Here is a 22,128-nt window from a genome sequence, read left to right as displayed (position 1 = left end):
CCTTCGTTCAAGATTGTTTCCTCCTCTTTCTCTATCACCTAATGATTCCCGGAAACCTCCATCTTGAATCCTGTCTGCTCAGGCAGGCGAGAGTTCAATGCCAGTTACAAGGGCAATGGCATCAACGATTTGTCCTTTTGTCAGATCGTCCGTCTTAATCTGCTGGCTGAACAGTGGATCAGACAGTTGACGCAAACGTTGCTTCGCTTGTTTTCCACCCCATGAATTCGGACTTTCAAGACGGCTGACGAGTCGACGTTTGACGGTCGCCTCCTTTGCCATCAGTGCAATATGACGGACATCATGCCCACTGTCGCGTAACGTTCCGATGATTTCCTGAAAGTATTCCGGGTTCGTCAAAGTCATCGGCACGATGATTCGGGCATCTTCTGTATTGAGCTGTTCGAGTAGTTGTCGATTAAACGTGCGCCAAAGCGGTTCATCCTGAAAATCGTCTTTGTTTTCCGGCAGTTGCGCCCGTAAAAAATAACCTGTCTCTTCTGGGTCAAAGATATATGAGCCACTCCAGCGTTGTTGTAATCCAGTTGCTGCTGTCGTTTTACCGACGCCAAACGTACCGTTAATCCAGATGATCATTTTAGTTTCCTCCACTCTGTTTTCTGTTTTACTATACTGAAAAACAAGAAGACAAGTTTCAATCGGCTATAAAAAAATCACTCTGCTTTTAAACAGAGTGATCAACCATATAACCATGTAATTAAAAACGGTGCGAGCACGCTGGCACAAACTGCCGTTAAGACCATTGTCAACAGTCCGACCGCCCCCTCGCGTTGATCGAGACTCATCGATTTCGTCGCACCCATGACGTGAGCAATCGATGCGAGTCCAACTCCGCGACTGACGAAATGCCGAATCTTTAAGCCCGTCATTAATTTGGGACCAACGATCGATCCCGTCAATCCGGTTAGTAAAACGAATGCTGCCGTCAGCGTCGTCGTACCACCTGCTTTTTGTGAAATCGCTAAAGCGACGGGTAACGTGACCGATTTCGGTAACAAGGCGAGATTCGTCGTTCGCTCGAGATGAAGCAATAGACCAAGTAACAAATCAGAGGTCATGGCGATACATGTTCCAAGGAGAACACCAAGTCCGATTTCCGGTAAAAAGCGCCGAACATGATGACGAACCCGGTAGAGCGGAATCGCAAATGCCGTAATCGCTGGTCCAAGCATCTTCGACAGATACTGACCACCTTGCATGTATTCTGCGTGCGAGACCCCAGAGTAGACGAGAATTAAGATCAGAACTGCCGTCACCGTCAGGATCGGTAACGTCCAGACACGAGGATAACGTTGATAGATGAACATCGCGATGCTAAACAATACAATCGATAGGATGATCCAAAATAGTGCCTCATTCATGTCGTGTCACCGCCTCTTTTCGATGTGCTAGCCGATCAACGATATACGCTGACCCAACCAACGTCAGCAGACTACTGACGACGACGATCAATACGACCTGTAAACCGGACGTCCGGAGAAATGTTGTATAATCCATGATTCCGGACAATGCTGGAACAAAGAACAATGGCATGACGAACAGAAGGAATGTTCCGCCCCGTTCAACGGCAAAGAGCGGAATTAGGCGACTTTTTAACGCGACATATAAAAGAATCAAGCCGATGATGTTGCCGGGTAATGGTAACTCGAAGGTTTCGCTCACCCAGTCCCCACTGAGTGAAAAACAAAAAATGAGTGCGATTTGAGCAATGATTTGAATGATACGCGTAACGCGTGAAAGCATGATAAAGGTCCCCTTGTTAACAGTTTCGGGTTTTATTATCCGCCTCTTTTCCTCAACAATCAATGAAATCTAGTTAATCAAGTGAAGTAAACGTTCTCATGAAAATCTATTCCTTTTTTGTATTAGCACAAACAAAAACTAGTCAGTCGTGTATCAGTACAAAAAATGATTCGAGATGAACGAAAAGGAGAAAGATGCTGACTCAAAAAAAAGAATGAAGCGTCTTTTCACGCACTTTCCTCAGGCGAGACACAAGCCAGTTTTCCTGCTTTATTCAAGCAGGAAAGCGGGTCTTATTTGTCTCTGAAGCGCATAAATGCGCTTTTCCTGTAGGAGTTGCGTGTGACGCGTCATTCTTTGTAGAAACTGACTTTTGAGTCAGCTCTCTTTTCTATAATCTGAGACACCTGAACGGTATCGTCTATTTCTCTTACATGACTCGTTTGAATAGCTTCTCAAGTTCATACGTCGTCCATTCGATGATGACCGGACGTCCGTGCGGGCACGTGAACGGCATTTCTGTTTTCGCTAGATCATCAATCAATCGGCGCATCATTTCGTCGTTCAGTGGATGATTCGCTTTAATCGATTTCTTACACGCCATCATGATCGCTGCATCTTCCCGGTACGTCTCGAGATCGATTTTTCGTTTCATCAACGCTTCGTCAAGTAACTCCTGAATCGTCTCTTCCTGACGATGGGACGGGAACCATGTCGGAACTTCTCGGACGATAAAACTTTGTGGACCAAACGCTTCGAACTCGATGCCGACATCTTCCAGTAACGGAAGGACTTCATCCATTCGTTTCATGTCGTCCGATGAAATTTCAAACGTATAAGGGAGCAATAATTGCTGACGTTGCTCCGGTGGTCGACCGAACATGACCTTGTACGTCTCGTATTTAATACGCTCCTGCGCCGCATGTTGATCAATCATATACATACCGTCTTCCCCGGCACAGACGATATACGACGAATGAAGTTGACCGATGACGTCAAGATGCGGAAAACGTGGACGCGCAGGTCGTTCCTCGATTGGTGCGACAACTTCCTGTTTGATCGATTCGCTTGGCTCGAACAGATTGTCCTCATTGCCAAATGGCAATGGATTTTCTACAGCTGGTCGATCATCTTCCTGTGGTTTTTTCGGAATCGGATAATTCCAGACTGCTCGTGAAGACGTCTCTTCAACTGGCTCCGCGACATAAGAGAAGTCGAGCTTTTCTTGACTGCTCGGATCCTTTTTCGGTTTTGGTGGTGTCACTTTCGGAATCAACGTTTCTCGGCTGAGCGTCATCTTGATCGTCTCCTGGATCAATTGACAAAGTTCCATCTCTTTTGAGAGACGGACTTCCCGTTTCGCCGGGTGGACATTGACGTCAATCAATAGTGGATCCATCTCCACCTCGATGACAGCAATCGGATAACGCCCGATCGGCAACAACGTATGATAACCGTTCAAGACGGCTTGTGTCAGCGCAAAGTTTTTAACCGAACGTCCATTGAGAATCAACGTGATGTAATTCTTCGAGGCACGGGTCACTTCTGGTTTGACCAGATGGCAGGTCAATTGATAGTCAGCGTTTGATCCTTTCGCAATCAGTGTTCCTTGGATCGTTTGATGACCATAGACACTCGCCAGTGCTTGCCGGACGTCTCCTGATCCATTCGTCTGGATTAGTGTTTTCCCTTCATGGGTTGCCCGGAGTTTAACCTCTGGGTGGGCAAACGCCATTCGATTCAAGACGTCCGTAATCGCGGCAAGCTCCGTATGTGTCGTCTTCAAGTATTTCAAACGAGCCGGTGTATTGAAGAATAGATTTTCAACCGTCAGTTCCGTTCCGCGGTTCATCGCAGCTGGTGTCCGCTGAACGACCGTACCGTACTCAAGCGTCACTTGAATTCCTTCTGCATCCTCGCGTTTCGTCTTCAACGTCACTTTACTGACAGATGCGATCGAGGCAAGTGCCTCTCCGCGAAAACCAAGTGTCTTGATCCGGAACAAATCATGCTCGTCCTTGATCTTACTCGTCGCGTGACGGACAAAAGCCAGTTCGGCGTCATCCGGATAAAATCCATGTCCGTTGTCGCGAATCGTCATCCGTTTCATTCCCGCTTCTTCAAGCTCGACATCAATTTGTGTCGCACCAGCATCAAGCGCGTTCTCAACCAATTCCTTAACGACCGATGCGGGACGTTCAACAACTTCTCCTGCCGCGATCCGGTTCGCTAAACTGTCGGATAATTCACGAATGATTCCCACTGCATTCTCCTCACTTTCTCGCTTCAGCTTGTAGACGATATAGCGTATTCAGTGCTTCAAGTGGCGTCATGTTGATCAAATCAAGACTAGCCATCGTCTCACGTAATGGATCTGCTTCTGAGAACAGGCTGAGTTGATCGATTTGCTCCTCCTGAACAGGAGCTTTGACAGGTGCCGTGACCGGAACAGGTTCTGCCTGCTCGAACTCAGACAAGAGGACTTGCGCTCGCTCAATCAAACTGTCTGGTAAATCAGCTAGACGCGCGACGTGAATCCCGTACGATTGATCGGCTTTTCCATCGCGTACTTCGTGCAAGAAAACGACGCGTCCGTCTTGTTCGACAGCACGGACGTGAACGTTTGCTAGTCGATCAATCGATTCCTCGAGCACCGTCAATTCATGGTAATGGGTCGAGAACAACGTCTTCGCTCCGACATGACGGGCAATGTGTTCAACGATTGCTTGCGCCAGTGCCATTCCGTCGTACGTCGACGTCCCGCGCCCGATTTCATCAAGCAAGATCAACGACCGATCCGTTGCACGCGTCAACGCTTCTTGTGTTTCGACCATCTCGACCATGAATGTCGACTGTCCGCTGACCAGGTCATCCGCTGCCCCGATCCGGGTGAAGATTTGATCGAAGATCGGGAGTTCCGCTTGAGCGGCTGGTACGAACGAGCCGATTTGATGCAATAAGGCAATCAACGCGAATTGTCGCATGTATGTGGATTTACCGGACATGTTCGGTCCAGTGATCAACAACATCTCGCGTCCTTCGTTTAACGTGATTCCGTTCGCGACGTATTCACCGCGCGGTAAGACTGTCTCAATGACCGGGTGACGTCCTTGCTGAATATCAACCGTTCGTCCCGTCGTCGTGATCGGTCGGACGTAGTCGTGCGTCTCAGCGATTTCCGCGAGTGCAACGAGGACGTCGAGTTCTGCGATCCGGCGACTAACCCGTTGTAAGCTTTCGATGTGTCCTTTAACTTCGTCACGTACCCCGCAGAAGAGATCGTACTCGAGCGTGACACTTTTTTCTTCCGCACCAAGAATCAACGCTTCTTTTTCCTTTAATTCCGGTGTGATATAACGTTCAGCATTGGCGAGTGTTTGCTTCCGTTCATACCGTCCTTCTGGTAAGAGTTTCGCATTGGCACGCGATACCTCGATGTAATAGCCGAAGACGCGGTTGTAGCCAATCTTCAACGTCTTGATCCCTGTCGCTGCCCGTTCGCTTGCTTCAAGCGTCGCAAGCCACGTCTTCCCGTCTTTTGAAGCGACGAGTAACTCGTCGAGATCTGCTGAATAACCAGCTTTGATCATCCCACCCTCTTTTGTTGAGATTGGTGGTGCTTCAACGAAGGCACGATCGAGCAAATCGCTTAACTCGTCGTGCGGATCGAGTCCAAGGCTGAGTTGACCAAGACGTTCGCTCATCATCTCTTCAAGCGCCGACTGGATACGCGGAATCAGCCGTAACGTCGACTTCAATTGCACGAGATCGCGAGCGGACGCTGTTCCGTAACCGACTTTTGCGACGAGTCGCTCGAGATCATACACCTCGCGTAATGTATCTTTTAATTGCTGACGTTCAAAATAGTGTTGCAACAGTTCCTCAACGGCGTCGAGTCGTTCCGTGATGACGCGTTCCGATAACAACGGTTTTTCGAGCCAACGTTTTAGCATTCGTCCACCCATCGCTGTTCCTGTCACGTCAAGTAAACCAAGCAACGATCCTTTTTTGTCCCCGGTCCGTGCTGAACGGACGAGTTCAAGGTTCTTGACCGTATTTGGCTCAAGTTGCATGAAGTCACTTGCTTCATAAACGACGGCTGGTTGTAGATGCGTCAACGCCCGTTTTTGTGTATCGTGCATGTAGGCATAGAGGACGGCAAAGGCTTCCGCTTGTGCCGTATCAATGGCGCGATCGCCGTGTGGATGCGATTCACGCCGCGAACTATGCGTTAGCGGAATCCGTAAGTGCGCAAGCGCCGTCTCGTGTTCCTCTGTCGTGATGATGATCTCTCGTGGCAGAATGATACTCAGTTCCTTAACTACACCGTCTAGCGTCGCAACGCTTGTCAAGGCGCTCTCACCTGTTGAGACATCTCCGCGGGCAATCCCAAAACGACCGTCCTGTTCGACGACCGCGACTAAGTACCGATTCTCTTTTTCCGTCAAAGCAGACATCAACGTTCCTGGTGTGATGACTTGGATGACCTCACGTTTGACAAGCCCTTTCGTCAACTTCGGGTCTTCCACTTGATCGCATAGTGCTACTTTATAGCCGCGTTCGATCAACTGTTCGATATAGCCGTTTGCTGCGTGATGCGGTACACCACACATCGGAATCGGATGCTCGGCGTTCTTCCCGTTTTTCGCTGTCAGCGTCAATTCCAGCTCATGAGCAACCTTTTTTGCGTCTTCAAAGAATAATTCATAAAAATCTCCGAGCCGATAAAACAGAAAGGCGTCCGGATAATCCGCCTTGATCGAGAAGTATTGTTTCATCATCGGAGTGTTGTGTACTGCTTCCATTCTTCCACCTCATTCGTAGAAAAAGCCGACGGATGTCCGTCGGCTTTTCGTTCATTTCGTGATTAGTAGCCGCAACCGCCGCTTTTGTTTTCTGCTTCCATGCCGCTACCTGTCTTACCAGCGAGAACATCTCCGTCCGTCGCTTCGATGATTTGATCCGTAATCCCGTTCGAGATCGTCACCGTGATGTATTGGAGAAGTCCGTTGACTTCTTCTTGCGTTTCTTGGAACTGTTGGACGACAGGCATCTCATCGAGCTCAGCGAACAATTTATCGAGTTTCGCTTCGACACGTGCGAGTGCTTCTGTTTTGCCGTAATGTTGGCAGTTGACTGCCTCTTTTTGAAGGAACTTGATTTGTTTCATCATCTTTTGGACTTTTTCATTTCCATTGATGTTAGCTTCTGCCGCTTTGAACCGTTCTACTTCCTGTGTCTCTGAAATCATTTTAGCGATTTCATTAGCTTTTTCGATGATTTGTTCATCTGTATACATCCACATTCGTCCCCTCTATCGTTAGCGAACACGTCGCTTCCCTTAGCATTCTGAACGATTCCTCGTTCTGTCGCATTCATTATACCGTTCTCGCGATAGAGTGACAAGAATAGTTCCTTATTCAATCGAACGCCATAACAGATAGGCGGCGTGACTGCGAACAGGAGCAAATTCTTCGGCTAGTCGTGTTGCTTCTTCCACTGATGGTCGGTACCCAAGTAATCGTTCGAAAGCGCGTAAAATCCCGATATCTGATGCCGGAAATAGATCCGGACGACCGTACCCGAACATTAAGACATTTTGAACCGTCCATGGTCCGACGCCTTTTAAAGCAATCAGTGTCTCGGCGATTTCTGCATCGGTCGCTGCCGCTAAGGCCTCGTAATCAATGTCTGCCTTTGCTACACCAAGCAGATAATCGACTTTACGTCCTGATAGTTGTAAGGCAAGCAAATCTTCTCGATTTGCTACTGCTAGTTGGCGTGGTATCGGTGGTAGGATGATTCCGTCCTGGACCGTCCCAAATGTTCGAAAGACCCGTTCCGTCAACGTATGCGCAAACGATAAGTTGATCTGTTGATGAATGATCGAACGGATCAGCGCCGTGAACGGCGAATGGTCAAGAACGAGTCGTTCGTCACCAAATCGTTCAACGATCGCGTGTAACGATGTCGCCTTGAGACGTTTCGCGGGATTCGGCTCACTGAGACGAAAACGTCGCTTTAATTGTGCTAGTATCGTTTCTTTCGGTCCTGTCCCGTCGACCCGCAGCGTCCAGGCGTCCATCGCTTCGATCGTTGCAAGGTACGCCTGTTCATTGATGAACACCGGAACGACGAGACGCCCTGCACGCTCGACTTGTAACGGGTCTTCTGTCAAACGAGAGACGATTCCTTTGAAATCAAATGCTTCCGACAAGGCCAGGTCATACGTCCACCGGCTCATCCGACGAACAACTTGATTGCACCGAGGATCAAACCGATGATGAATCCGCACAATGCCCCGTTGACCCGGATCCACTGCAAGTCACTGCCGACCTTATCCTCGATCATATGAATCAATGTTTCCGTATCGAAGCGGTTCAAGTTCTCACGAACGAGTCCACCGATTTTTTGGTGATTTTGCTCGACGAAGCGAACGAGTTGTTCCTTCATCCACTGATCACTGCTATCCTTGAATGTCGGATGCTGTTCCCAGTCGTCTAACGCACGGGAAAGCATTGGCATCGCCCGTTCCGTCCAAAAGGCATCTGACGTCAAATAGCGTTCGAGTTCAAGTAATCCAGCGTCATAAGCACGTTCAATGACTGGAGTAAAGTCAAACCGGTCGACTTCGCTTGCCTTCCAGGCATCGATTTTCGCGAGACGGTCTTCATCGATTGATAACTGTGCCAGATTACGACGCAGATGATCAAGAATCGCTAAACGATTTGGGTGATGGACTTGTCGCATATCTTGAATGACTGTCAACAAGACGCCTTGAATGACCAGACTGAGTTTCTCTTCTGAGTAGACTTTTTGCACGGTTCGTGCCGTCACTCGTAAGAACGTGTTCTTTTCTTGGTCGATCATCGCTGTATAGGCGAGCCGTCCGATTTGGTCGCGAATGATCGGATCTTCAAGCAGGCGTTGTCCATAACCGAGTAACTGATCCATCAACCACTCATCAAGTCGACGTTCCTCATTCAATTCCATCGCACGGACAGCCAGCCGTCTTGACGGATACGCTTTAATCGTTTCCGTTAATCGTGTATCCGCGAATTCAAGAATCGCGTCTTTCGGCAACTTTCGAATCAGACCAATCATCAGTTCGGTAACGGTCGCTCGAAAAGCAGGCAAAACAAGAATCGAGCGTAAGATTTTGATGACACGGTCCGCAAGCGTCATATGCTGCAGTTTCGCGACGATACTTTCTTTATTCAGTAAGTCCGTCTCGAGCATATGAACGATCGACTCGATGACCCGTTCCCGATTTTTTGGCAACAGGTTCGTGTGGGGAATCTTTAAGCCGAGTGGGTGCCGAAACAGCGCCGTGATGGCGAACCAGTCGGCAATCCCACCAACGAGCCCTGCTTCAAACCCACTCTGGAGCCAAAAGACCCAGGCATTTTCTTTAAATGGCAATGAGACGACGAATCCGACCGCCATGAAAATCAACGAGACGGTCGCAAGCCGCCGTGTCGATGTTTTAGGTTGTTCAAGTGATGACACATCGTTTCCTCCTTCAACTGAGTCACTTATCTACCTTACGAATCGAAATCCAATTAGGTTTCGACACGAAAGAGCCCCAGTCATCGACTGGGACTCTCTATGTACTTAAAACGTGTATTCACCAAAACGGTCGCCATCCCATGTCGCGGTTGCCGTTGAGACGAAATAGACCAGTCCGTTGCCGAATGTGTTTTCCATTAAAGAAACGAGTTGATGTCCGTTCGTCTGCTCAACGAACGCTAATCGTACTTCTTCTTTCCCTTGATAAATCCGTTCATAGACACTTAACCCGCGTGCATTGAGGAATGTCCGCGCTGACTCGAATTGAATCGGACCGACTTCAGGTCGTCGTTCCTGAATGAACGACTGACATTTTTGCTCGAACGTCTCCATGGTCTTTCACTCCTTCTCTCTTTCTCTTCATGGATATCATGTTCCCGACTCTTCCTCATCATAATCCTCAAATGTGAAAAAAGCGACAGATGCGTCGCTTCTTTCATCATTTTACAACGATTTCTCATATTCTGACGCCAAACTGTCGGGCAACATGAATCGCTGACGTCGTCGCGCCGATCGTCCCAGCACCAGGGAAGATCGTATCACCAATCGCAAAGAACCCGTTGATGCCTGTTCGAAACGGTGCCGCAAACAACAGGCTCGTGCTCGGACGTTGCGGATATCCGCCGACTCCACCATCCGGACGAAACGTATAGCGAACCCACGCACCCGGTCCACCCGGATGCCGTTCGATTGCCTGTTGCTTAAAACCAGGAAACTGTTGTTCAAGAATCGCTTCGAAGATCGCTGACATCGTCTCGACTTGTTCGTCGTAACGTTCCCGGTCCGTCTTATCAAACGCACCAATCGGAACATGGCACGACATCGTCAGTGTCCGTTGACCGACTGGTGCGCGTAACCGGTCATCCGTTCGGGAGAGAGAGATGAACGCGTGACCGGAAGGCAAGGACGGATCGTGAACTTGTCGGAACGCTTCGTCTGAGACGATGACTGACTCCGGAATCGCCGCGTAATACGTAAAGGTCGCCCACTGCTGTAATTTTTCTTGTCGACGATACGTCCTCCGTAGCGTTTTTTGCATATTTGCACTGACGACTTCCCGAATGCTTTCAAGTGGAACCGCACAGATGATGTCGTCTGCGATCGTCAGCCGTCCTCGACGGTCTTCAATCAAAAAACCATCCGGTGTCGTTCGAATCGACGTGACTTTTCGTCCAAGTAGACACGTCGCACCGTTTGCCTCTGCATTCTCTTTTAATTGTTCAGCAAGTCGGTATAACCCCCCAGGGACGTAATAAGCACCCTCATGATAAATCGATAAGGCGACAGCTCCAAGTAATGCCGACGCTTCTTGCCCTGTCTGCATGCTGTCGAGCAAGATTCCATCAATCACTTGTGCGAACAATGTATCTGCTAGCTGATGCTTCCGTAATAGATGACCAATCGTCAGCGGGAAATACGGTAAGAGAACCGCGCTTTTCGCGTGACGGATTAATCGTTTTACGTCAGATAAATCTTGGAGTGGTAACGCTGGCAGTTCTGCCATTAAGGGGCGAATGGCCTCATGAATTTGCTCGATTTCAGCGAAGAAGGCATGAATGGACGATGCCTGCTCTGGAAAATGTGACGTCAACTCGGACAGAAAAGCATGACGATCTTGATAATAATGAATCGTATGTCCTTCGATGCGAATCGTCATGACGACGGCAAGCGATTCGACACGATGCGTCACCCCGAGATGGTCGAGAACGCGGGCATGAATCCCGCCTGGCTCAAATCCCATCCCGAGCGTCGCCCCCACTGGGTAGGTCAGCTCTCGGCGTGTGAACTTTCCAGCAGATCCTCCCCATTCGCGACTCCCCTCAAGCACGGTAACGGCATGTCCTTCTTGTGCGATCAGTGCTGCAGCCGTTAGACCGGCGATTCCTCCGCCGACGATAGCGACGTGTTTCATGATGGCTCCTCCTCCGTGACCTGATTTTCTTTAAACAAGAAATTGCGGATTTCGCGGAAGACTGGCTCCCGGCGATGAATTGTAAAGTGATCATACTTATAGGATTTCGTTTGAATGTTATCGGTGTAGTTCTCAAGTGCAAACGAACTAGTTAAAGAAATCAGATTGAAGTCACCGCCCTTTGCACCGAACGAATAGACAAGCACGTCACGGGGCCACGTCTCAAGCCGTTGTGTTAAATTGTTCATCGCCGCCGAACCTTTTGCAAGATCACGGATTGCAGGACTGTTCGTGTTCGTTCCGAGTGGCGCGAGCGTCAATCCGAGCTTCGCATAATCCGACCCAGCAATCGGTGAGTCGAGCGTCACGACTTTTCGGACATGATACGGCATCTCTTCTTGCACCGTATAGGCGACGACATCGACACCACCCATACTATGTCCAACAAGTTGGATATCAGCAAAGGTCGCTTTTTGTTTCGCATCATAAGCGGCAATTGCCGCATTTAACCACTTTTGTTGGTCGGCAAGACTTGCCTCATCATCCGCGAAGACGATTCGGACGAGCGGGTAACCGGTCGATGAAGGTTTGACGATACAGGTCGCCTTACCTGAACGTGTCACGTCACATCGTCCTCCGTCATCGGCGACTTTCTTATTCGTGAAGTTCTGAATCATCGGAACGAACGTCCGCTCCGTCCCGAACAATCCATGAACGAGGAACGTCGGCACGATTTCGCTTTTTCCTTGCGTGACGATCTGACGTGTTGGCGGTGGAGCACTCGACGTATCTTCTGCAAACAGCCACCACGCCCCGCCTCCAACAATCAAGCACACGAGAAGTGAGATGCTGATCGTCTTCAATTGTTGTCGCCGTAGTTTACGGACACGATGGAACACCCAGTAGAGGAATAATCCGACACCAATCAACAATACGATGCCGGTAATGATCCAACCTGTCGGGTTCGGCACGTAAGCAATTAATTGTAGCTGGTTCGCTTTCGTCCCGTATAATTTCCACGACACATCATGATAATTCGACCAGTCGATTTTTTCACCGTTTTGAAGACCAATCACTTTCGGACCGTGGAGCTTGATTTCGATATCGGCCTGACGAATATAACGATCGGCGAGTTTCTTGACCTGTCCTGTCGGTTGATAACCTTTGATATTCAACCGATCGATGCTGAGATCAATATTCGTATCGAGTCGGTACGTATCAAACCAAAAACCATCTGATTTTTTCATGTCGAACTTCGTATCAGGGGGAATGAGAATTCCACCGATCCCCGTCTTCCATTCGTCCTTGATCGACGTCATATCCTTGAAGTTTGCGAACGTCTTCTGCATCCGGATACCTTCGTAGTCATCCTTCGTCTTGAACGTCTTCGCCGCATAGCCATTTTTTTCTGCCTGTTTGACATAACTATTCCAATTCGGATTCAGATTCAATAAACGCGCAACCGGATGTTCCTTCGCGGCATATGTCGTCTTTAAGGTGACACTCTGATCGGTATGAATCGTCGCATCGTACTGGATGCGAATACAACCCCCAAGGAGCAGTGTCAGCATCAAAAATGAGAGCAATATCCCTTTTTTCTTCGTACTCATCAGGTCACATCCTTTCCTCATTCGTATTCCCTATCTCGCAAAAGTAAAAACGGTCAACTTTGATTCTGCTGTCAGGACGCACAGCAGGCAGCGGGTCGATGACCCACTGCCTGAGAGTATGCGGACGACGTTCGTCCGTGATCAGCATCAACCGATCAAGTTTAATTCACGACCAACTTTTTCGAATGCTGCAAGCGCCGTCGTTAAATCTTCACGCGTATGTTCCGCCGTCACGATCGTCCGGACACGTGCTTTTCCTTTTGCAACCGTCGGGAAGGCGATGCCTTGAGCAAAGACACCTTCTTGACGTAAGCGGTCCGACAACTCGTGGCAACGTGCTTCATCCCCGACGATGACAGGTGTGATTGGTGTTGTTGACGTACCGATATCGAATCCAAGATCGCGTAATCCTTGTTTGAAGAATTCCGTGTTTTCCCAGAGGCGATCAAAGAGAACCGATTCTTCTTCCATGACGCGGAGCGCTTCGCGGTTCGCTTCAACGACTGCTGGTGGATGTGATGTCGAGAATAGGAACGGACGTCCTTTATGGATCAGGTAATCTTTGACGTGCTGCTCACACGCAACGTATCCGCCGAGAACACCGATGGCTTTTGAGAGCGTACCGACTTGCAAGGCAACGCGTCCGTCAAGACCGAAGTGATTGACCGTACCGCGTCCCGCTTTCCCAAGCACACCTGAAGCATGCGCATCATCGACCATGACGAGCGCATCATATCGCTCAGCTAATTCCACGATTTCCGGAAGTGGTGCAATGTTCCCGTCCATCGAGAAGACACCGTCCGTGACGACGAGACGCGTCCGTGCATCTTGCGTTTCTTGTAATGCTGCTTCGAGATCCGCTAAGTCGACGTGGTTGTAAATCCGACGTTTCGCTTTCGTCAGACGGATTCCGTCGATGATCGACGCATGGTTCAACGCGTCCGAGATGACGACGTCTTCAGGACCGAGCAGTGCCGATAAAACACCGAGATTCGTTGCAAAACCTGACTGGAAGACGAGTGCTGCTTCCGTATGTTTAAATGTCGCAAGTTCCCGCTCAAACGCTTGGTGCATCTCGAGCGTTCCGGCAATCGTCCGAACCGATCCTGTTCCGGCACCGAACGTCCGCGCTGCTTCTGCAGCTTTTTCTGCGAGACGCGGATGTGCTGCTAGTCCGAGGTAGTTATTAGACGAGAGTTGAATCAGTTCCTTCCCGTCGATTGTTACGCGATTATGCTGTGCGCTTTCGAGTGCCACGAGGTTGCGGAACGTGCCCGCTTGTTTCATCTCTTCTAATTCTGTCCGTAAGTGTTCAAATCCCATTAATTCGTCCCCCTTGGTTGTAATACGACTTTCCCGCATTTCCCTTGACGCATCAATTCAAATCCTTCTTCGAACCGCTCAAGCGGCAACGTGTGTGTGATCAATGGTCGGACATCGACTTTCCCGCTCGACAAGAAAGCAGAGACTTGACTCCATGTCTCGTACATCTTCCGACCCGTGATCCCTTGCACACGGACTCCTTTAAAGACGACGTGATTCGTCAAATCGATTTCGACCGGTTTGACCGGCAGACTGAGGATGTTGACGTCCCCACCTGCCGTCACCATCTCGAACGCTTGGCGGATTGCAACAGGATGACCACTCATCTCACAGACGACATCAATCCCGTCGCCGTCGGTCATGCGTTCGATTCGCTCTAAGACATCATCATGACGTGAATCAATGACAACATCCGCTCCCATCGTCCGTGCGAGCTCAAGACGATATGGGTTAACGTCGATTGCGACGACTTCCGCAGCACCAGCTGCTTTCGCGACCGAAACCGCCATCAGACCAATCGGACCACAACCGACGATCGCGACCGTTTTGGCACTGACATCACTTGCGAGGACAGTATGAACGGCATTACCCATCGGCTCTTGAATCGAGGCGATTCCTGCTGGCATGTCTTCCGGGTTGACCCAGAGGTTTTCTTCCGGCATGACGACGTATTCCGCAAAACAGCCTTGCGTGTCGACACCGATGATCTTCGTGTTCTTACAGATATGGTATTGACCACGTAGACACTGTTTACATTGATGGCAGACGATATGCGTCTCAGCCGAGACACGGTCACCGAGTTTCAAACGTTTTGTGCCTTCTCCGAGCTCGACGACTTCGCCTGAGAACTCATGACCGAAAACATACGGTGGATTGACACGTGAAGCTGCCCACGCATCCCACTCATAGATATGCACGTCCGTCCCACAAATCGATGTTGCCTCGACACGAATCAAGACTTCCCCACGACTCGGTACGGGCACCGGTACTTCTTTCAATGTTGCACCAAATCCACGCTCTTCTTTGACGAGCGCACGCATCGTTTTCGTCGTTGCTGTCTCTTCTACCGTCGTTACTAATTTCGTCATCTTTCCCCGACTCCTTCTCGGAAGTTCACGTTTATTTATATGTTGCGAACTCCCAAATGTTTAGCATCCCCAAAAAACCAAACACATCTTTCCTCTATCTTACATGAATTCTGCTGCCAGTTTACCGAATGTTTCTTCGTTTAGCTCAAGATCCGCATAGGCGAGACCGGATTCTTGATAACCATCGATTTGTGACTGGTAATCAGGACGTGTCTCATCCTGATAGATCAATCCCATGACGAGACCATCGTGTGCATGAACCGTTTGTTTCGCAAGATCCAGGTTCGACGGGTCATATCCTTCGATATCAGACAGCTTCGTCAAGTTCTGTTTGAACCAATCGTACGTATTGACTTTATTGAACGTGACACACGGACTGAAGACGTTGATGAACGCAAATCCTTTATGTGCTGTCGCTTGCTCGATCAATTGCGTCAATCCTTTTAAGTCATTCGAGAAGCTTTGGGCAACAAATGTCGCGCCTGCCGTCAAAGCAAGTTCAACCGGTGAAACACTTTTTTCGATTGATCCTTTTGGTGTCGACTTCGTTTTGAATCCAGGTGCAGAGGTTGGTGACGTCTGCCCTTTCGTCAAGCCGTAGATCTGATTGTCCATGACGATATACGTCATGTCGACATTACGTTTGAACGCATGAATCGTATGCCCCATACCGATCGCAAATCCATCACCGTCGCCACCAGACGCGATGACGGTCAATTCGCGGTTCGCCATCTTAACACCTTGGGCGATCGGAAGGGAACGTCCATGAACGCCGTGGAAGCCATACGTATTGATATAACCGGAAATCCGACCAGAACAGCCGATCCCGGAAATCAGTGCTAATTCTTCTGGTTCAAGACCAACGTTCGCGACAGCACGCTGAATCGCTGCTTGGATCGAGAAGTCACCACATCCCGGACACCAGTTTGGTTTGACATCATTTCTAAAATCTTTAAAGGTTGCCATGATATACCCCTCCTACGACCTGCTCGACGACCTCTGCTGGGTAGAACGGATCGCCATTGAATTTCAGGATATGCTCGATCTTCGACGCATGTCCACAGTTCATCTGGATCAGTTTCGCCAATTGTCCCGTTGCGTTGTACTCGACGACGATGACACGTTTTGCTCGTTCTAAATGCGGCGTGACGAGTTCGCTTGGGAATGGATGAACTTGACGGATGTGCAGGTGATCAACCTTTAATCCTTGTGCTTCAAGACGTGGCATGATCTCTTCGATCGTTCCACGCGTCGAATTGAAACCGACGAATAAGATATCCGGTTCTGCGTGATGTTCTGTTACGAGAACAGCATCGGGTAGACGGAATGTATTCAGCTTACGGAGTCGTTTCGTCATCTGATCGACACGGTTCTTCGTCGCTTCCGATGGACGACCTTCCTCATTATGCTCGACACCTGTCACGTGATGGATTCCGTGCTTCATACCAGGAATGACACGTGGGCTAATTCCGTCTTCTGTCACTTCATAGCGTTTGAAATAGGCTTTTCCTTCAAGTTCTGGCAAGTTCTCTTGAATCAACTTTCCACGACGAATCTCAACCCGAGACATGTCTGGCGGTTCGACGGATTGTTTACCGAGCGACAACATTAAATCCGTCAATAGAATGACGGGACATTGATACTCTTCCGCAATGTTGAAGGCTTCTGCTGCATCGTAGAACGCTTCTTCGACCGTTGACGGTGCAAGAACGACTTTCGGAATCTCTCCGTGCGTGCTGTAGATCATCGCCATCAAGTCCGACTGCTCCTGTTTCGTTGGTAGCCCTGTTGACGGACCACCTCGTTGTGTATCAACGATGACGAGCGGCGTTTCCGTCATTCCAGATAGTCCGATTGCTTCCGCCATCAGCGATAGTCCTGGACCAGCAGAGGCCGTCAAGGCACGAACACCAGCGTAGTTGGCACCGATTGCCATCGTCACCGCTGCCAGTTCATCTTCTGTCTGAACGACGGTTCCACCGAACTGCGGTAATTTCTTAATTAAGTACTCCATGATCTCAGATGATGGTGTGATCGGGTAAGCCGCCATCAGACGTGCTCCACCAGCAATCGCACCAAGCGCGATCGCATCGTTTCCGATCATGAACATCCGCTGTTTTCCGTCTGCTGGATCTAAGACGAATCGCTCACCATCTCCTGCTAATGCTTCAAATGCCGCTGCACCTTCACGGATTGCCGCTAAGTTTTTCTCAACCATGTCTGGACCTTTTCGTCCAAAAATCTGTTCGACGACTGCTTGGAAACGCTCCGGTGCAATCCCAAGAATCGCACTCGATGCACCAATCGCAACCATGTTCTTCATCAATGCCGTACCGAGATCAGCCGCGATCTCCGTAAATGGGATCGCATACAACGAGGCACGTGCTTCGTCTGGATTCGTTGGATTGAATTTCGCATCCGCGATGATGATGGCACCTTGACGTAACTCATGGAAGTTGACGTCGATCGTCTCTTGGTCGAACGCGACCAAAATATCGAGATCATCGGAAATCGTTCGGACTTCCTGTGTTGCGACACGAATTTTGTTATTCGTGTGCCCTCCCTTGATACGTGACGAAAAGTGACGGTAGCCGTATAAGTAATAGCCGAGTCGATTCAAGGCAATCGCAAAGATTTCGCCTGTTGATTCGATCCCTTCTCCTTGCTGACCGCCAACTTTCCATGATAACTGATTATACATCGACGTTCGCTCCTTCTCTGTCCCCTGAAATGATAGTTCTCTCTATCCTCCCTCATGATACCGATTTACCGGAAGTAGTACAATGCTCCCTCGGTGGAAAGGTAAGAAAATTTCGTAGACGTAGCAAAAAGACCATCTACTCCAGTCGAGTAAATGGTCTACTTGCAATAGGACCTATGTCCAATTCGTCATCGTGGTTCAATGATGAGTTTGATGGCGGTTCTCTCTTCTCCATCAATCAAAATGTCTGTGAAGGCTGGGATACAAATCAAGTCGATGCCAGAAGGAGCCACGAATCCACGTGCGATGGCGACGGCTTTGACAGACTGATTGAGCGCTCCCGCACCAATGGCCTGAATCTCGACGGAACCTCTCTCTCGAATGACACCCGCGAGTGCACCTGCTACCGCGTTTGGATTCGACTTAGCTGATACTTTCAGGACGTCCATGCGTGTACCTCCCCATCCAGAAGTGGCAATCAGTCGAAGAATACTGACTGATCCGTCAGATGAATCCGTTCAATCTTCGTTGCTTTTTTTGTTGTGTCATCGATATGAATCAAGACTCCATTAAGTTGTTCCCGTCCTTCGGCAACTTCAAACCGTGTTGGGAGCTGTGTTTTAAATTTTCGTAAAACATCTTCTTGACGCATACCGAGGACACCATTCAATGGACCTGTCATTCCAACATCGGTGATGTAGGCTGTTCCCCCGTCAAGGACACGTTCATCCGCTGTTTGGACGTGTGTATGTGTGCCGACGACAGCTTGAACGCGACCGTCAAGGTGATAACCCATTGCGATTTTCTCACTCGTTGCTTCTGCGTGGACATCAACAAAGATCGCATCGACCTTCCCTTCGACTTCTGCAATCAATGCGTCGACCGTCCGGAACGGGTCGCCGAGCGGTGGTAAGAACACGGTCCCTTGCACGTTGATGACGGCAATCTTTTTATTGCCTGCCTTGACGATCATCATCCCGCGTCCTGGCGTTCCTTCTGGATAGTTTGCCGGACGAACGATCCGGTCCGCGTCGTCAATCCAGTCAAAAATATCACGGTTATCAAACGTATGGTTTCCCATCGTGATGCCGTGGAATCCGAGTTCGAGGAATTGATGATAGATCGACTTCGTGATCCCGCGTCCATGTGCTGCGTTTTCACCATTGACGAGCATGACGTTCGGGTTATATTTTGCTTTTAAGCGTGCTGTGAATTGTTGCAGGATATGTCGACCGGGTGCACCGACGACGTCTCCGATGAATAAAATCTTCATTTGTTGTTCCTCCGTTCATTAAAAAAAGTGGCGGTCGCCCGCCACTCCACTTATTTCGCGTATTCGACTGCTCGTGTTTCCCGAATGACCGTGACCTTGATATGTCCCGGATAATCGAGTTCTTCTTCGATTTTTTTCCGGATGTCACTCGCCATCTTGTGAGCCAGCACATCATCGACGACGTCAGGTCGAACGATGATACGGACTTCACGACCCGCTTGGATCGCAAATGATTTTTCGACACCGTCGAACGATTCCGAGATTTCCTCGAGGCGTTCGAGACGGCGGATATAACTTTCGAGTGTCTCTTGACGTGCACCTGGACGAGCGGCAGATAAGGCATCCGCTGCTGCAACCAAGACGGAAATGACAGATGTCGCTTCCGTATCCCCGTGGTGGGATGCGATCGCGTTGATGACCGTCGGATGCTCTTTGTACTTCGTACCGAGCTCAACACCAATCTCAACGTGACTGCCTTCGACTTCGTGGTCGATCGCTTTCCCAATATCATGTAGAAGACCCGCACGCTTCGCAAGCGTGACATCTTCTCCAAGTTCAGCTGCCATCATACCCGCAAGGTGGGCAACCTCAAGTGAGTGATACAGGACGTTCTGTCCGTAACTCGTACGGTACTTCAAGCGACCGAGAATTTTGACAAGGTCCGGATGAATGCCATGAATCCCGACATCATACGTCGCTTCTTCTCCGATTTCTCGAATCCGCTCGTCGACTTCACGACGGGACTTATCGACCATCTCTTCAATACGGGCCGGGTGAATCCGACCATCCTGAACCAATTTCTCGAGCGCCATTTTAGCGACTTCGCGACGAATTGGGTCAAAACCAGACAAAATGACGGCTTCCGGCGTATCATCGATGATCAAGTCGATCCCCGTTAAGGTTTCGAGCGTACGGATGTTGCGGCCTTCCCGTCCGATGATCCGACCTTTCATCTCATCGTTCGGTAAGTTGACGACCGATACAGTCGTCTCTGCGATATGTTCAGCGGCGAACCGTTGAATCGCAAGTGACAAGATGTTACGTGCTTTCTTGTCGGCTTCTTCTTTTGCTTTTTGTTCGATTTCTTTTTGAAGAATGGCTGCATCATGTAAAGCAGCCTGTTTCGTCTCATCCATGATGATCGTTCTTGCCTCGTCTTGCGATAAATTCGCGACGCGGACAAGCTCTTGACGTCCCTGTTCATACAGGTCCTCTACTTTGCGCTCTAGTTCTTCAGCTTGATGCTTCCGTTTCGCGATCTCTGCATCACGTGTATTGATTTGATCTTCCTTACGGTCGATGGCATCAACACGGCGATCGAGTGTCTCTTCTTTCTGGAGCAACCGGGCTTCTTGTTTCGCTAGCTCTTGGCGACGTTCACGCAATTCTTTTTCCACTTCGTTACGAAGTTTGAATGCTTCATCTTTCGCTTCGAGTACTGCTTCTTTTTTCGTTGCCTCAGCTGATTCACGCGCACGTTCGACGATTTTATTCGCTTCCGTTTCTGCGCCTTGAATTTTCGCTTCTGCAATCGACTTTCGCAAGAAGTAGCCTACGATGAATGCGATCAGCAAAGTGAGGAGAAGTATGACAATCCAAGTCAGTGTACTCATGGGTTCACCTCCCCTTTGCAAGGTGTTTCTTAGTTCATTTCGGTATTTCATCGAAGCTGTCTAAAAAACGTACATCTATATTGTAAGGATAGCACTCGTTCATTGTCAACGAACGGACGGGAAAGAATTCCACTGTTTTCCTCTTTTACACTAAAAAAGAGAGGATTCGCATGCGAATCCTCTCTAAAACGGCTTATTCAGCAAATAAATCTTCTGGTTGTTCCGCTTCGAAATCAACCGGCTCTGCGCGATCGACGAGACCGTGATGTTCACGAATCAAACGTTCAACCTCTGCTGCGACTTCCGGATGCTCGACCATATATTGTTTCGCATTCTCACGTCCTTGACCGAGACGCTCTGAGTTATACGAGTACCATGCACCACTCTTTTGAACGATATCAAGATCTGTTCCGATGTCGATCAACTCACCGACTTTTGAAATCCCGAGACCATACATGATGTCAACTTCCGCTTGTTTGAACGGAGGTGCAATCTTGTTCTTGACGACCTTGATCTTCGTTTTGTTACCGACGACGTCCGTACCGTTTTTCAACGCTTCCGCACGACGCACTTCTAAACGAACAGACGAGTAGAACTTGAGTGCTCGACCACCAGGAGTTGTTTCCGGGTTACCGAACATGACACCAATTTTTTCACGAATTTGGTTGATGAAGATGACGATCGTCTTCGATTTATTCGTTGCACCAGACAATTTCCGGAGCGCCTGACTCATTAAACGAGCTTGAAGACCGACGTGTGAATCACCCATCTCACCTTCGATTTCAGCTTTTGGTACGAGTGCTGCAACCGAGTCGACGACGAGAATATCAACAGCGCCAGAACGCACGAGTGCTTCCGCGATTTCAAGTGCTTGTTCCCCAGTGTCTGGTTGTGACAAGAGGAGCTCATCGATATTGACACCGAGTTTATTTGCATATGCTGGATCAAGCGCGTGCTCTGCATCGATGAAAGCTGCTTGTCCACCTTGTTTTTGAACTTCTGCGATTGCGTGAAGCGCAACCGTTGTTTTACCTGACGATTCAGGTCCATATACTTCAATGACCCGTCCACGTGGATATCCACCTGCACCTAGGGCAATGTCTAATGTAATCGATCCAGAAGAGATTACTGATACCTTCTGATCCGCATTTTCTCCGAGTTTCATGATGGAACCTTTACCGAACTGTTTCTCTATCTGGCGTAACGCCATCTCAAGTGCTGCTTTACGATCACTCACGTAGCAGGCCTCCTTCTAATTATCTTACTGAGATTATT

Annotated in this window: 19 protein-coding genes; all 19 read right to left on the bottom strand. The window is 49.2% G+C overall.

The genetic code is table 11. The features are described from left to right. Positions 1–78: 78 nt before the first annotated feature. Positions 79–597 (bottom strand): AAA family ATPase, encoded by a 519-nt coding sequence (locus K6T22_RS05615; protein WP_238239330.1) that lies wholly within the window; start codon positions 595–597, stop codon positions 79–81. A 101-nt stretch (positions 598–698) separates the two neighbouring features. Next, complete coding sequence (locus K6T22_RS05610) at positions 699–1,382, bottom strand: LrgB family protein (protein WP_238239329.1); 684 nt, start codon at positions 1,380–1,382, stop codon at positions 699–701. Further along, a complete protein-coding gene (locus K6T22_RS05605; protein WP_238239328.1) occupies positions 1,375–1,764 on the bottom strand; it encodes a CidA/LrgA family protein in 390 nt (129 codons plus the stop codon). Before K6T22_RS05605 ends, K6T22_RS05610 begins: the two co-directional genes overlap by 8 nt. 430 nt (positions 1,765–2,194) lie before the next feature. Further along, positions 2,195–4,027 (bottom strand): DNA mismatch repair endonuclease MutL, encoded by a 1,833-nt coding sequence (gene mutL, locus K6T22_RS05600; RefSeq protein ID WP_238239327.1) that lies wholly within the window; start codon positions 4,025–4,027, stop codon positions 2,195–2,197. Between the two features lie 10 nt (positions 4,028–4,037). Further along, positions 4,038–6,569 carry a DNA mismatch repair protein MutS gene (gene mutS, locus K6T22_RS05595; protein ID WP_238239326.1) on the bottom strand — a complete coding sequence of 844 codons (2,532 nt, stop codon included), beginning with the start codon at positions 6,567–6,569 and terminating at the stop codon, positions 4,038–4,040. Positions 6,570–6,631: 62 nt separating this feature from the next. Beyond that, on the bottom strand, positions 6,632–7,069 hold the full coding sequence (locus K6T22_RS05590; protein WP_053452916.1) for a YlbF/YmcA family competence regulator: 438 nt from the start codon (positions 7,067–7,069) through the stop codon (positions 6,632–6,634). Positions 7,070–7,180: 111 nt separating this feature from the next. Next, positions 7,181–8,008 carry a DNA-3-methyladenine glycosylase family protein gene (locus tag K6T22_RS05585; protein WP_238239325.1) on the bottom strand — a complete coding sequence of 276 codons (828 nt, stop codon included), beginning with the start codon at positions 8,006–8,008 and terminating at the stop codon, positions 7,181–7,183. After that, the gene (locus tag K6T22_RS05580) at positions 8,005–9,273 is read right to left on the bottom strand and encodes a DUF445 domain-containing protein (protein WP_238239323.1); all 1,269 of its coding nucleotides are present in this window, start codon (positions 9,271–9,273) and stop codon (positions 8,005–8,007) included. Before K6T22_RS05580 ends, K6T22_RS05585 begins: the two co-directional genes overlap by 4 nt. Positions 9,274–9,378: 105 nt before the next feature. Continuing rightward, a complete protein-coding gene (locus K6T22_RS05575; protein ID WP_238239321.1) occupies positions 9,379–9,666 on the bottom strand; it encodes a hypothetical protein in 288 nt (95 codons plus the stop codon). Between the two features lie 124 nt (positions 9,667–9,790). Beyond that, positions 9,791–11,245 carry a phytoene desaturase family protein gene (locus tag K6T22_RS05570; protein ID WP_238239320.1) on the bottom strand — a complete coding sequence of 485 codons (1,455 nt, stop codon included), beginning with the start codon at positions 11,243–11,245 and terminating at the stop codon, positions 9,791–9,793. Further along, a complete protein-coding gene (locus tag K6T22_RS05565; protein ID WP_425293154.1) occupies positions 11,242–12,858 on the bottom strand; it encodes an alpha/beta hydrolase in 1,617 nt (538 codons plus the stop codon). Before K6T22_RS05565 ends, K6T22_RS05570 begins: the two co-directional genes overlap by 4 nt. Positions 12,859–13,002: 144 nt before the next feature. Then, the gene (locus K6T22_RS05560; RefSeq protein WP_238239317.1) at positions 13,003–14,178 is read right to left on the bottom strand and encodes a glycine C-acetyltransferase; all 1,176 of its coding nucleotides are present in this window, start codon (positions 14,176–14,178) and stop codon (positions 13,003–13,005) included. After that, positions 14,178–15,266, bottom strand: coding sequence for an L-threonine 3-dehydrogenase (gene tdh, locus K6T22_RS05555; RefSeq protein ID WP_053452910.1), 1,089 nt, complete (start codon positions 15,264–15,266; stop codon positions 14,178–14,180). Before tdh ends, K6T22_RS05560 begins: the two co-directional genes overlap by 1 nt. A gap of 99 nt (positions 15,267–15,365) precedes the next feature. Beyond that, complete coding sequence (locus K6T22_RS05550) at positions 15,366–16,232, bottom strand: 2-oxoacid:ferredoxin oxidoreductase subunit beta (protein ID WP_023467707.1); 867 nt, start codon at positions 16,230–16,232, stop codon at positions 15,366–15,368. Further along, positions 16,219–17,967 carry a 2-oxoacid:acceptor oxidoreductase subunit alpha gene (locus K6T22_RS05545; RefSeq protein ID WP_238239316.1) on the bottom strand — a complete coding sequence of 583 codons (1,749 nt, stop codon included), beginning with the start codon at positions 17,965–17,967 and terminating at the stop codon, positions 16,219–16,221. Before K6T22_RS05545 ends, K6T22_RS05550 begins: the two co-directional genes overlap by 14 nt. A 188-nt stretch (positions 17,968–18,155) precedes the next feature. After that, the gene (locus K6T22_RS05540; RefSeq protein WP_023467705.1) at positions 18,156–18,416 is read right to left on the bottom strand and encodes a stage V sporulation protein S; all 261 of its coding nucleotides are present in this window, start codon (positions 18,414–18,416) and stop codon (positions 18,156–18,158) included. A gap of 29 nt (positions 18,417–18,445) precedes the next feature. After that, positions 18,446–19,240, bottom strand: coding sequence for a TIGR00282 family metallophosphoesterase (locus K6T22_RS05535; protein WP_023467704.1), 795 nt, complete (start codon positions 19,238–19,240; stop codon positions 18,446–18,448). A 50-nt stretch (positions 19,241–19,290) separates the two neighbouring features. After that, positions 19,291–20,853 carry a ribonuclease Y gene (gene rny / locus K6T22_RS05530; RefSeq protein ID WP_023467703.1) on the bottom strand — a complete coding sequence of 521 codons (1,563 nt, stop codon included), beginning with the start codon at positions 20,851–20,853 and terminating at the stop codon, positions 19,291–19,293. Between the two features lie 193 nt (positions 20,854–21,046). After that, positions 21,047–22,090 carry a recombinase RecA gene (gene recA, locus K6T22_RS05525; protein WP_283205703.1) on the bottom strand — a complete coding sequence of 348 codons (1,044 nt, stop codon included), beginning with the start codon at positions 22,088–22,090 and terminating at the stop codon, positions 21,047–21,049. Positions 22,091–22,128: the final 38 nt, after the last annotated feature.

This window comes from Exiguobacterium acetylicum (assembly GCF_022170825.1).
Classification (GTDB): Bacteria; Bacillota; Bacilli; order Exiguobacteriales; family Exiguobacteriaceae; genus Exiguobacterium_A; species Exiguobacterium_A acetylicum_B.
The sequence above is the reverse complement of the archived record's forward strand: the minus strand, read 5'-3'. Positions and strand labels throughout refer to the sequence as shown.